This window comes from Tumidithrix helvetica PCC 7403, assembly GCF_965232925.1.
Lineage (GTDB): Bacteria > Cyanobacteriota > Cyanobacteriia > Pseudanabaenales > Pseudanabaenaceae > Tumidithrix > Tumidithrix helvetica.
Genome location: NZ_CBDDRA010000012.1, coordinates 146,595 through 159,427 on the forward strand (window position 1 = coordinate 146,595; position 12,833 = coordinate 159,427).

Annotated in this window: 12 protein-coding genes; 5 read left to right on the forward strand and 7 right to left on the reverse strand. The window is 45.3% G+C overall.

Annotated features, from left to right (window positions below; genetic code table 11):
- Positions 1–668 precede the first annotated feature (668 nt).
- The gene (locus ACP2WE_RS13085) at positions 669–1,304 is read left to right on the forward strand and encodes a pentapeptide repeat-containing protein (RefSeq protein WP_425215997.1); all 636 of its coding nucleotides are present in this window, start codon (positions 669–671) and stop codon (positions 1,302–1,304) included.
- Between the two features lie 36 nt (positions 1,305–1,340).
- On the opposite strand, the gene ACP2WE_RS13090 is transcribed toward ACP2WE_RS13085, so the two are convergent.
- Positions 1,341–3,536, reverse strand: coding sequence for a hybrid sensor histidine kinase/response regulator (locus ACP2WE_RS13090; RefSeq protein WP_425215998.1), 2,196 nt, complete (start codon positions 3,534–3,536; stop codon positions 1,341–1,343).
- Between the two features lie 577 nt (positions 3,537–4,113).
- Between ACP2WE_RS13090 and ACP2WE_RS13095 the strand changes: the two genes are divergently transcribed.
- The 4 genes from ACP2WE_RS13095 to ACP2WE_RS13110 all read left to right on the forward strand — a co-directional run bounded on the left by ACP2WE_RS13095 (position 4,114) and on the right by ACP2WE_RS13110 (position 5,902).
- Positions 4,114–4,464 carry a hypothetical protein gene (locus tag ACP2WE_RS13095; protein ID WP_425215999.1) on the forward strand — a complete coding sequence of 117 codons (351 nt, stop codon included), beginning with the start codon at positions 4,114–4,116 and terminating at the stop codon, positions 4,462–4,464.
- A 19-nt stretch (positions 4,465–4,483) separates the two neighbouring features.
- Positions 4,484–4,840 carry a hypothetical protein gene (locus tag ACP2WE_RS13100; RefSeq protein WP_425216000.1) on the forward strand — a complete coding sequence of 119 codons (357 nt, stop codon included), beginning with the start codon at positions 4,484–4,486 and terminating at the stop codon, positions 4,838–4,840.
- A 199-nt stretch (positions 4,841–5,039) separates the two neighbouring features.
- Positions 5,040–5,297 carry a hypothetical protein gene (locus tag ACP2WE_RS13105; protein WP_425216001.1) on the forward strand — a complete coding sequence of 86 codons (258 nt, stop codon included), beginning with the start codon at positions 5,040–5,042 and terminating at the stop codon, positions 5,295–5,297.
- Positions 5,298–5,476: 179 nt separating this feature from the next.
- Positions 5,477–5,902, forward strand: a complete 426-nt coding sequence (locus tag ACP2WE_RS13110) for a hypothetical protein (RefSeq protein WP_425216002.1) — start codon at positions 5,477–5,479, stop codon at positions 5,900–5,902.
- Here the strand turns inward: ACP2WE_RS13110 and ACP2WE_RS13115 are convergent.
- The 6 genes from ACP2WE_RS13115 to ACP2WE_RS13140 form a co-directional block, all read right to left on the reverse strand.
- A complete protein-coding gene (locus tag ACP2WE_RS13115; protein WP_425216003.1) occupies positions 5,891–6,277 on the reverse strand; it encodes a response regulator in 387 nt (128 codons plus the stop codon). The two genes, ACP2WE_RS13110 and ACP2WE_RS13115, sit on opposite strands and share 12 nt — an antisense overlap.
- An 80-nt stretch (positions 6,278–6,357) precedes the next feature.
- On the reverse strand, positions 6,358–6,732 hold the full coding sequence (locus ACP2WE_RS13120; protein ID WP_425216004.1) for a response regulator: 375 nt from the start codon (positions 6,730–6,732) through the stop codon (positions 6,358–6,360).
- A 31-nt stretch (positions 6,733–6,763) separates the two neighbouring features.
- Positions 6,764–9,637, reverse strand: coding sequence for a PAS domain S-box protein (locus ACP2WE_RS13125; protein WP_425216005.1), 2,874 nt, complete (start codon positions 9,635–9,637; stop codon positions 6,764–6,766).
- A 121-nt stretch (positions 9,638–9,758) separates the two neighbouring features.
- The gene (locus tag ACP2WE_RS13130; protein ID WP_425216006.1) at positions 9,759–12,182 is read right to left on the reverse strand and encodes a response regulator; all 2,424 of its coding nucleotides are present in this window, start codon (positions 12,180–12,182) and stop codon (positions 9,759–9,761) included.
- Between the two features lie 142 nt (positions 12,183–12,324).
- On the reverse strand, positions 12,325–12,522 hold the full coding sequence (locus ACP2WE_RS13135; protein ID WP_425216007.1) for a hypothetical protein: 198 nt from the start codon (positions 12,520–12,522) through the stop codon (positions 12,325–12,327).
- A gap of 59 nt (positions 12,523–12,581) precedes the next feature.
- Entirely contained in the window at positions 12,582–12,746 is a 165-nt protein-coding gene (locus ACP2WE_RS13140) for a diguanylate cyclase domain-containing protein (RefSeq protein WP_425216008.1), read from the reverse strand.
- Positions 12,747–12,833 lie beyond the last annotated feature (87 nt).

A 12,833-nucleotide genomic window follows, 5' to 3' on the forward strand; every position in this document is an offset into this window, starting at 1 on the left:
CTGGACATATCAGGCTAAGTCTAGAGAAATGGTTATTTAAAACTCAAAGACATCTTACAATTTTTACAAAGCAAAATTATCCCTACTGACAGATTGCTTTTGCAATTGAGAAGCTTTTTCTCTCTTGTGCTTTACTAGGTTAGGGAAAATACCTATTCAATTCGAATATGTGTTGATATTTTTCTCAGTCATTTTTCTCAGTCATTTTTCTCGGTCATCCTATGGATATTCCCAATCCCCAAAAATCCTAGTTGCAAATTAGAGCCCTTTCCATTATTCCTGTCTATTCTCGCGATCGCTGCTAGATAGAACTCTTATAAAAGCTGTTGAGAACATTCCTACATCCTCATGTTACCTTTAGGTTTATCTTTACTTGTTTTGAATTTACAAAACAGAATATTTTGTGAATGCCAAGCCAATTCAATTTGAATAATCTGTAAGAAACCTGCCGCGATCGCATTTTGTAGCGATGAAAAGATAAACGATCGTGTTTATGTTGGGAGTGCGTTGTTTTTATCTTAGTTATCTGCTTAAAATGTGCAATTATTTATCTAGAGTTTATACGGAGTATATATTTAATTGTTGTTTAGGTTGCTCGTGATGAAAAACTGAGCGCGTTTACAGGGAGGGTAAAAAATAGATCTAGTGCGAAGTGAAGTACTTAACTAATGAACATTCAAGAAAAGCTAGAACAGCATAAAGCCTGGTTGAGAACGGATGGTGGAGAGGGCGAGAGGTTTAAAGCGAGTAAAGCTGACCTCAGCGGATCGGATCTGTTTGGCGCTAACCTCAAAGGAGCTGACTTTAGTTTTGCCAATCTTGCTGGAGCTAACCTTAGTGATGCCAACCTTGGTTTTGCGAATCTCTTTGAAGCCAACCTTACAGAAGCCAACCTGAGTGGCGCTAACCTTAAAGGGGCTAACCTTAGTTTTGCGAATCTCACAGGAACTAACCTAGAAAGTGCAAATTTGATTGAAGCGAATCTCGTTGAAGCAAATTTGATTGAAGCGAATCTTTGCAAATCTAAACTCAGAGAAGCTTACCTCAGTCGAGCCAACCTCGAAGCGGCTAACCTTAGTTTTGCCAATCTCACAGGAGCCTACCTTGAAGGAGCCAATCTGGTTGGTGTAAACCTCAAAGGGAGTAGTTTCATTGGAGCTTATCTGGATGGAGCAAATCTCACGGGAGCGAATCTTTCGGGAGCGAACCTGATCGGAGCAAACCTGTTTGGAACTATTCTAATTGCAGCAACGCTCTGTAATACCACAATGCCTGATGGAAAAATTGATAATTCAGGTTGTTAGTAGTTTCTACTTTGGTCTTTTATGGTTAGAAATCTCCTAAGTCGCTAGGAGTTGTTGAATCGTAGCTGCCAATTGTTGCAGCCTAACGGGTTTGGTCAGGTAATCATTGGCTCCTGCTTGTAAACAGCGATCGCGCTCGGCAGGCGTGTCTAGGGCAGTAAGTGCCAAGATCGGCACATCGACTAAGTATGGATCGTAGCGGATCTGTCGGATTGCTTCAAACCCATCCACCCCTGGCAGTTGAATATCCATCAAAATCAGATTGGGGTGTTCAGATCGAGCCAAATCAATGGCTATTTGTCCGGTTCTCGCTAAGAGTAAGCTATAGCCTATAGCTGAAAGGTAGTTTGAAACTGTAAGGATTTTGGCTTCGTTGTTTTCTGCCAACAAGATGAGGTTAGATGACGCTTTCTCAGCTTGCTTGGTATCTTTACTGGATTGTGGTTGAGTTTTGTTAGTGGAAGATGGCACAAAATCAGTACAGGGAAGATCGATCGCAAAACAACTGCCTACCCCCACCTCACTGGTTAACCCCACATGACCTCCGTGAAGTTCGACGATTTGTTTCACTAGAACTAGACCTAAACCCGTCCCAGTATATTTACGATTGAGGTTGCTATCAATTTGAATGAAGGGTCGAAACAGTTTACTGATATCTTCTGGAGCAATACCAATACCTGTATCAACGATGGCAATTCGCAGGAAAGACCTCTCCCCCATCCCCTCTGCCTCAAGGAGAGGGGAGTTCTCTTTCTGTTGCTGTTTGTGCGTGACTTCTAAGGTGATACGTCCTCCCTCTGGCGTAAATTTGACAGCATTGTTGAGCAGGTTGATCAAGACTTGGCGGATGCGTCGTTCATCCACATATAGATCGGGCAGGTCAGGTGGGAAGTTTGTCGCAATCTGGATGCCTTTTTTGAAGGCTTGTTGCTTGATAAATGCCAGACTCGATTGGCAGAGAGGCACTACAGGGACGGGGGCGTAATCGAGTTCCATCTTACCTGATTCTATTTTGGCAACGTCGAGAATGTCGGTAATTAGCTCTAATAAATGGTAGCCACTGCGCTCGATAGTTTTTAGCGCATTAAGTTGTCTCTCTTCGATCGCGCCAAAAATGCCGTCCTGTAGCCCTTCAGTCATTCCTAAAACGGCGTTGAGAGGAGTGCGAAGTTCGTGACTCATGTTGGCGAGAAATTCGTCCTTGAGGTGGGTGGCATGGATGAGTTCGGCATTGGTAAGTTGTAATTGCTCTTCTGTTTGCTTGTGCGCTGTGAGTTCCTTCTGGACTTTCTCATAGAGTTCGGCTTTCTCGATCGCAATCGCCAATTGGATACCAAGATCCTGCAAGAATTCGGCTTCTATGGGATTCCATCGATGCTGCTCGTTATGGGTAGTGGCGACAGCGAATCCCCAAAGACTAGCAGCTCTACCATTGAATGGAAGCACAATGGGTGCAATTACTGATGATTTTGACCTGAATGCATACAGCAGATCGTACAGACAATGCTGTTCGCAGTCTGAGGCATCCTTAGGAATAATCTCGCGGACTCCATGCATATATTGGTTATAGCATGCACTAGAGAAACAAAAATTGCTGCGAAGGCTTGTGGCAACGAGCGGATCTTCTGCATTTGTGGCTATGACATTTAACCTGTCACCCTCAGCATTGGGTCGCAAGATGATTACCCGATCTGCATTTACCAGATGCTGGATTTCGTTAACTGCCGTGGTGAGAATATTCTCTAAATCGAGTGATTTGTGAATCTTTTGAATAATTCTCCTAAATGCAGATTCTCGCTCGATTTGTCGATTTTGAATTATTGCTGCAGTTTTATGCTGGCTGATATCAAACATCATGCCAACAGCACCTATAAGTTGTTCGGATGTGTTGCGATTGAGAACTGCTTTGGAATTTACCCACGTAACTCGACCATCTTTATCTAAAAGCCGATGTTCGGACTCCCACGGTAAGCCTACATGAATAGTTTGCTCCCATTCTGATAACACGCGATCGAGATCTTCGGGATGAATAACTTGACTCCAATCATTGCCAATCATCTCTTCTACTGTCAGCTCAGCAGTTGCCAAATAGCGATCGTTAACGAAAATATTATGCCCTGGTAGGTTGGTGAAGAACATGCATACGGGTACACCTTCTAACAAACGCAAAAAGCAGGAGTTTGTTTCGCAGAGATCGTTTTCTAAATATTGAATCTTTGTGGAGCTAGACATACTTATTCCTAAGTAACGATCGTAAAAATGACCTACTAAACCGTAAAAACCATCTTTTTATTTTTCGTATATATTTCATAGCTCCTAACAAATAATTTTAACAGTAAAAAATGAGGAAATTCTGAGGAAGCCAAAAAACTTTTGCAAAAAAGATATAAATAAGTCAAAAATCTCGGGAATTTGTGGAATACGTGCGATCGCTCGCTCGAAAAGCTTGGCGATCGCCTGCTTAACACTGTTTTTCGCTTGATTGGAACGAACTATTTAACGTGAATTTGGGTCAAGGATTTCGGAACAAAGCAATCTGACTTGCTGGAACCAAGGGGTTTGATCCCCCTGCCCGATAGGGCATCCCCCTTGCAAAAGGGAAGTGTGTTCTCCCCCCTTTTTTCAAGGGGGGCTGGGGGGGATCCTTGGGATGTATAGCGTTTCAGGTTTTCTTATCCCGAACTGACGTTAGTTTTAGGCGAAGGTTTACTAAAAATATCGCGCCAACTAAAAAATTCCCCGCACCACAGAATTCCCTCATTTTTTGCCGTTAGGTTGAATTGTACTAACTAAACTAGGGGTGATAGTTTTGAAAACATTAGAAATTCTGAAATTGCTGGATGAATACATAGGAGGATTTGGAAGTTTCTCTGTTGGGAATTTCAACGACAAAACCCTTGCTGAGTTTTATCCAGAATATTGTGGTTTTGAGTTAGATCCGCATGTATTTCAATACATCGGAAGAAATGTGCATGAAAAATTTATTGCGATTTTTTTCTCTGTACCACCCGATCAACAGGCAGACATCATCCGTGGAGTTTTAAAGAAGTTTCCGCTAAATGCGCCATCTTATTGCCCAAAGTCGAGAACCCAAGATCTCTATGCAGAATTATTAGGTGTCGCTGAATATCTGGAATGTTTATCACTCCAACTAGCATAACAAGGGGGTTTGATTTACTTTGAAAGCACAAGAAGTCTTGAGCTTGCTTCATCAATACATTGGTTTATCTGAAGATTTTTCGCTTGGGGATTTTACCCCTCAAACGCTTATTGAGTTTTATCCAGAATATTGTGGTTTTGAGTTAGAGCATTTTTTCTATCGATACAAGGGAAGCCTATACATCGAAGACAATGTGTATAGAAGGTTCATTACGATTTTGCTGAGGTCACCTGCCGATCGCAAAGCCAAGATAATTCGTGGGGTTTTAAAGAGATTTCCGCTAGATGCGCCATCTCGCCCAAAGACGAGAACCAAAGAGCTTTACGCCGATTTATTGAGCATTGCTGAGAGAATAGAAGGTTCATCGACCCCTTAGATTGGGTCTTAGCTAAAAAATTACCCTTTGCTTGTCACCCAAGGCACAGAATCTCCTCATTTTTTACTGCAAGCTTAAACTGTATTGACTTAAATTTCAGGGGGGAGTTGTGGGTTTCATTATAGAGAGGCTCTTAGGATTACTTGACAAGTATATTGGGGTATTTGAAAGTTGCTCTCTGAATAACTTCAGCAATCAAATGCTTACTAACTTTTATCAAGAGGAATGCGATATCGCGCTGAATCCCTGGTTGATTGAAGAGATCGGAAAAACTTCACACGAACGATTTTTTTCTATTTTGCTGATTTCCCCATCTGCTCGCAAAGCCAAGATAATTCGTGGGGTTTTAAAGAGATTTCCACCAGATGCGCCATCTCAACCAAAAACGAGAACCAAAGAGCTTTACGATGAACTATTGAGCATTGCTGAGAGATTAGAAGGTTCATCACCTCGTTAAATTAGTCTTGGCTAAAATTTTGCCGCGTTGCCTGTCACCACAGAATTTCCTCATTTTTTACGATTATGTTTATTCTTGGGAACTTCAGTCGCTATGAAGTAGCAAGGGTTATTTAAACGCCTGAAATGCTCTGTGCTTAAAACTTCAAGCGTCGATTAAACATAATTCGAGGGGATATAGTGGTTTTTAAGATAGGAAGTCTCCTAAGATTTATAGATGAATATATTGGTTCGGATGAATATGTCTCTCTGGGGGATTTTACCGATCTCACGCTCGAAGAGTTTTTTCAGGAATCTTGTGATGTTGATGACGATTCGTTGTTTTTTCAATACACAGGAAAAAATGTGTATCAAAGATTTATGGCGGTTTTGTTCGTTGCTCCTCCCGATCGCAAAGCAAAGATAATCTATGAGGTTTTAAAGCGATTTCCGCTAGATGCGCCATCTCATTGCTCAAAGACAAGAACTCAAGAACTTTACGAAAAATTATTAGATATGGCTGAAGATCTAGAAGGTTTATCGCCACAAAAGGATAACGAGGAGGTTTCTTTTTTCACCGATAAAACCTATAATCAAAAATTAGGGAATTCGCAACTACCAACCTAAGATCTTGGCGATTTGCAAAACCAGCTTAACGGAACTGAAGGGCTTGGCGATCGCTCCCTTAACGCCGAGTTGAGAGAACTTGTGGGGTTCGGTGAGATCGGTGCGAGATGTGAGCAAGACGACGGGAATACTTGCAAGGGCTGGATCGGATTGCAGTTCTTTTAGAAAGGTAAATCCATCCATATCGGGCATCATGACATCTAGCAAAATCGCATCGGGCTTAGATTCTGCGATCGCTTCTAATCCATCCTTCCCTGAGGCGGCAATCGTGGGTTTCCAATCGCTAAAATATTCTAGACAAGCCCCCACAATTTGGCGAATGTTCTCTTCATCATCAATAAATAAAAGCTTTTTATCGGTGTTGGTCGTATTCATGCTTTCGGTCAGAAATTATTCGCGATCTCGGTTAGCCCCAATATAAAATACAAAAATGAGAACAATCTGAGGAGAAATACCTACCAGCCCAACAATTGAGCAACTTGGTCGGCAAGGGTGACTGGATTGAAGGGCTTGGCGATCGTCCCTACTACCCCTAATTGAGAAAACCTTTCGCGATCGCTGGCTTGTACTTTTGCAGTTAAGAGAATCACGGGAATATTTTGGGTGTCTGGATTTTCTTGTAGGTTGCGATAAACGGTAATGCCATCCATCTCAGGCATCATCACATCCAACAGAATAGCATCTGGCTGCACGGTTTCCAAAAGTCTAAATCCTTCTCGCCCAGAATTTGCCAAGCGTACAGTCCAGCCTTTAAAGCTCTGTAGGCAAACCGCAATTACCTCAGAGAGGTTTGGTTCATCATCAATCAGTAGAATAGATTTAGCAGACACGAGTGGAACCTCCTATATATAAAAACATTTGCTAACTGACCCGATGGGGAATTGTAAATGAGAAGGTACTGCCTTGCTCCAATACACTTTCTACCCAAATCTTGCCACCATGCTGTTGCACGATGCTGCGGCAGATGGCTAAGCCCAAACCCGTTCCGCCTTTTTGGCGAGAGTCAGAGGCATCGACCTGATGGAATCGCTCAAAGACGCTCTCTAACAGATCGGCTGGAATGCCCCGACCGCGATCGCTGACATGAAAAACAACGCCATCGGTTTGCGATGCTACGGCAAGCTGCACTTTGCTCTGGGGCGATGAGAATTTCACGGCATTACTGAGCAGGTTGACTAGGGTTTGCACGATGCGATCGCGATCTACCCAGATTTGGATAGATTGCGTCTCAAAGGACAGTTCAATCTGATTTTCGGTAGCGATCGCCTGCATGGTTTCTAGGGCCTGCTGGCATAACTCGGCAGCATCGCACCATTGTCGATTTAGAGAGACGTTGTGCGACTCCAGTCGCTCTAAGTCGAGAATGTCATTGACGAGGCGCACGAGCCTTTCTGTATCAAAGACGGCAATGTCTAGCATATGCTGGGCGGTGTCACGCTTTTGCGATAACACGCCAGAGGCAAGCAGTCCCAGCGCCCCGCGAATAGAAGCTAAGGGCGTTCGCAGTTCGTGACTGACGATCGAGATAAATTCGCTTTTTACCCGCTCAATTTTTAATTTATCGGTAATGTCTTCGCCAATGCCAATTACGCCAATAATCTCACCCGCTTGGTTGCGTAATAATGTGTTATTCCAAGCGATGACTCTTTCCTTACCTGTCTTGGTCAAAATGGCGTTTTGATAGTGCGGATAGAAGTCTTCTTGCAGAATGTCCAAGAAAACACGGTTGACTTGCTCTTGTTCCTGCTGGGGTAGAAAGTTAGAAAACCAGTCTTTGCCTAGAACTTCATTTAGTTCGTAGCCTGTGGTAGTGAGAAAAAATGGATTGATATATTCCACCTTTCCTTCATGGTTTAGACCGACGACAATCAGACGCACGTTATCGAGCAAAGACTGCCAACGACGGTTTGCTTCAGTGAGAGCAATTTCGTTCAGCTTGTTGGATGTAATATCGTAGAAAACCATGAGCATGGTTTCAATCTCACCATTCGGATCGTATTCGGGAATGATATGCGCTCGGTAATATCCCATTCCCCCTTCCTTGGGTAAGACTTGTGAAACTTCATACTGTTGTTCTTCGCCTGTTTCCAACAGCTTTTTGACAGCAGCTTGCGCCAGCTCGATATTGTTTTGAGGGAAGCCCATCGAACAAGCTGTTTTGCCAATTAACTCAGTGGGGGGGAGTCCCGACCTTTTCTCGGAGGCAGGGTTGGCATAGAGGTAACGCATTTGGCGATCGATTCTTGCGATTACGTTCGGCGAATTTTCGACAAGGGCAATAAATTCCTGCTGGCGTTTGTAAAGCTCGGCGGTACGCTCGGCAACGCGAAGTTCGAGTTCGGCTTTGGCTTGCTGAAGTTCGATCTCTGCTTGTTTGCGATCGCTAATATCGACAAAATAGCCAATAATCTCGATGGGGTTGCCGCGACTGTCGCGCACGAGATACATCTCATCCTTGACCCAAATATAGCGACCTTCCCGATGCAAAAATCGATATTCAAGGAGATGGATACCCCGTTCAAATAGGGTGGATAATTCGGCAAAAACTCTGGCAGCATCGTCTGGGTGAATGTGGTCTGCCCAAAAGTTGAGGTTTGCTAAAAACTCCTCTGGCTTATAGCCTAGGCTGACTCGAACATTCTCACTAATGAAGGTCGCTTCGTAGTTGCCAGCAGATCTACAGCTATAGGTCGTGGCGGGACTAGAATTCAAGAGATATTGATAGCGTTCCTTTGAGATCCGAAGTGCTTCATAAAGTTCTGCCTGTTGAATCGCGATCGCCAACTGTACTGATAACTGCTGAAGCAAGCGAATATCGGTTTCTTCCCATTGACGCGGCACAAAACATTGATAGGTACAGAGCAAGCCCCATAGTGGGTTAGTTTCGTCGTTTGGGCGTAAAATTGGCACGATTAGACTTGCCCTTGTGGGAAAGCTTTCTAGCAACTCCAGATGGCAGGGGCTGAGATTTGCCGTATAAACATCCGATGCGGCAAAAATTCTTCCTTCTCTGTATGCTCCTCCCATGGTTTCAGGGAAGTGAGCATCGCTCAGTTGCCTGTGAAAACAGGCTTCCCAAGGTGGTAAGACCGACTCGGCAACAACCGCCCCACTCAGATCGGGATTGAACTGATAAACGACCGTGCGATCGGCATGTAAAAACGCTCGAACTTCTCTGACAGTGGCGTTCAAAACCTCTTCTACATGCAGAGATTGTCGAATGCGAAGCGCTATTTCGGCAATTAAACTTTCCTGCCGCTGCGATCGCTGGAGTTGACGGGTAAGCATGATGCGATCGCTCACCTGACTGACACAGAGCGCGAGGGAAACCGCTGTGATATCCCCCTTGACGATGTAGTCTGCCGCTCCTAATTTCATCGATCGCACGGCTATTCGTTCGTCTCCATATCCTGTCAGGACGATCGCAGGTAACTTGCCATCGGGGTAGTCTGCACTGATGGTTTCCAGCAATTCCAAACCATTCCCATCGGGCAAATATACATCCACCAATAGAATGTCTGGGTGCTGCGATCGCCATGCTTCTAAACTTTCCTCTAACGTCTCGGCTTCGATGATGCGATAAGACCGCTCTGGCTCTGACTGGAGATAGCGAATGTAGGTAGCGCGATCGCTATGAGAATCATCCACGATCAAAACAGTCATTGACGATGGCTGGCGATCGGGAAAGCTGGCACTTCCTGAATCTGGGAAACTGATATTAGAGCTTGGATCCATCTTGGCTGATATTCCCTTATACTTCGCTGTACTTCAGATAAGCCCCCCGCCCCTAATGCTGGGGGAGCAAGATCTCTTAAAGTCCCCCAGCATTGGGGGATTTAGGGGGCAAAGATTGTGGCTATATTCTTTCAACCTCTCTAACTGCAACAATCCGATTTCTGCCAGCCGCTTTGGCTCGATATAGTGCAGCGTCCATATTGCGATATAAAGTCTCTAGATTATTACCATCTGAGGGGTATTCAGCCACACCTGCACTAAATGTAACGTAAAAGATTTCTGCCCCATCCGTTAAAAATTTTTGCTGTCGCCATGTTTCCAGTAATTTCGTCAGGCGTTCTACGCTCTGCTGGCGATCGGCGCCATAGAGTCCGACGACAAACTCTTCACCGCCCCAACGCATCGTCACATCCTCACTGCGAAAGTGCTGTTGTAAAAGACTGCCAAATTGCTTGAGCACTGTATCGCCCATGCTATGCCCATAGCGATCGTTCACCTGTTTAAACAAATCTAGATCTAAAATTGCCAGACAGAGGGTCTGATGGTTGCGCGTTGCCAGCCGCAAAAGCTGTGTGAGATTTTGGATGCCCCGACGATGGGTATATACCCCCGTGAGTCCATCAAAATCGGCTGTATGTCGCGATAGGCGACTGCGTTCTAACCGACTGAGAATGCGCGTATGTAAATCTTCTTCGCCGATCGGTTTGCTGAGATAGTCGTCGGCTCCTGCGGCAAACAATTGTCGAATCGTGGCGCGATCGCAGTGGGCAGACAAAAACACGATCGGCAAATCGTGCCACAGACTCGCCGTGCGTACTGCCTGACACAGATCGATGCCGCTATAGTCGGGCATGATCAGATCGAGAATCAGCAGATCGGGCGAGGTGGCTTCGAGGACTTGCCAAAACTGATGCGGATCTTGCAAGGTTGTCACCTCTAGCCCCCAACGCTCTAGAAAGGTTTGCATAAGCTGGAGAATATTGGGATCGTCATCAACCACCATGACCTTACGGCGATCTCGATGATGTTGGTGCAGTACCTGCGCGATCGTATTGAGAATTTCCTCTGCCAAGGCAGGCTTTTCGATAAACGCGCATCCACCGCCCCGTGCTGCCATGACGCGATCGCTCAGCCCACTAGAAGATGTCATCATCACTGTCGGAATTTTTAGCTCCCTTTGTGCCAGCTCGTTTAAAAAGGTCAGTCCTGTTTCAGTAGGTTCGGGAAAGACAAGATCCAGCAAAATTACATCGGGTGGTTCTTGGGCAATCTTGACTCTGGCAGTTGTCAGATCGTAAGCCGTTTGCACGCGCATTCCTACGGTTTCTGCCTCTTCTTGAATATCTTGGACAACCACATCGTCATCGTCCACAATCAGTAATAGAGGGGCTTTGGGCATATGGGGCTGGAAATTGGGTACTGAGGGCGAAACCGCGATCGCAGGAGAATCGCCAGTACTCGTCTGTAAATCGGCGATCAGTTGCTTTAGGGGCACCGCATCTAAAGGTGCGAGAGGCGCGTCGCTTTTTAAAAGTTGCTCGATCTGGCGTGCGATCGCCGAGCCTGTGGGAAACCCCAAGGAACCCAGCGAACCAATCAGGCGATGGGCTTGCAGGTATGCTCGATCTCGTAAATCTGGGTCTAGGTTCTCATTTGTTAGTGCAGTTGCCACGCGATCGAACAGATCGATCTGCTCTGGCAGGCTAGCCAGCACTTTTTGGCGAATCTGGGCGATCGCGGTTTGAACCTTTGCCTCCGCTGCACTGACAGATGGCACTGCCGCGATCGGCTCGGCAGCTTTACTTTCTAAAGATTCTATTTCTAAAGATTCAGTTTCTAAAGCTGCGGGTGTTCCTTCGGAGAGGTCGCGCAATCGATATCCCAAACCGTAAACCGTCTCAATCGGATCCTGAGCCATTCCCACAGATTTGAGTTTTTGCCGCAATCCTTTAATGTGCGTCGTGACCGACTCTTCGCCCGGAAACTCACCCGCTGTCCACACCAGATCGAGCAAAGCACTGCGGCTAAACAGTTGCTTGGGGTGTCTGAGCAAAACCTCTAACAGTCCATATTCTTTTTGGGTTAAGCGTAAGGGTTTGTCGTCATAGCTTGCCGTTCCCGATCTCAGATCGAGATGAAGTTGCTCCCAAGTAAATATTTCCGATCGCGATAGATCGGGATTAGCTTGACTGCGGCGTAAGAGGGCGCGAATACGGGCAATCAATTCTTGAAGTTCGTAGGGTTTGACCACATAATCATCTGCACCTGCCTCTAAACCCCTGACGCGATCGCTCGTGCTGTTTTTAGCCGTCAACAGCAATATTGGCAGTTTGTAACCCGCAGCCCGTAATTTGCCACATAGACCGATCCCATTGCCATCGGGGAGCATCACATCTAAAACGATCAGATCGTAGGCATAGGATTCGATCTGCGCCCAGGCAGCCTTAGCCGTATCCACGGCATCGATCGTGTAGTAATGCCCAGTCAAAGCAACTGCTAACGCTGAAGCCGCATAGGGGTCGTCCTCTACCAATAAAATCTTCACGTCAGTTGCTCCAGCCTTGTACCTTCAAGATATCTCGGTAGTACGATGTATTCTCTTCTATAAAAATAAAGAGATCGTGAGGAAGAGGTAAAAATTAATTGTGGCTCAGTGCTAGCCGTTTTGCCTCAGTCAGATCCCGTCCTTAGGGAATTAGGAACTCGACCTGCCCAGTCTTATCAAAAATGGGACGAAAGAGATTTTCACTAAACTTGTGCGCTCTTGCCTGTTCCTTGGCTTTCTTGGTTAGAGATTTGTTGAGAACTTGGAGCAATTGAAACAGTTCTGTCTGTTGAATAGAGATTGCCAACTGGGTGGAGAGTTGTACGACCAATTCAAGCATTTTGACCGATGACGATCGGCTATTTTCTCTCAATTTGGCAAAATTCTGCGATTTATTCCTTATCCAATTGTGTAGATCCGATCGCGTCCGTCATTTTTAGCTTGATAGAGTGCCTGATCGGCGATCGTAACTAGAATTGTCGGTGCTTCGTCTAGAATCGGAACCATGCTAGCAACACCAAGGCTGACGGTAACATAGTCCCTGAGGTGGACGGAAGTCAACAAGGAAAATAAACCTCTTTTTTTGAACATATATCAAGAACTAATTTAGGCAGTACCAATCCATCCAATATCGAGAATTCCATTTCTTCG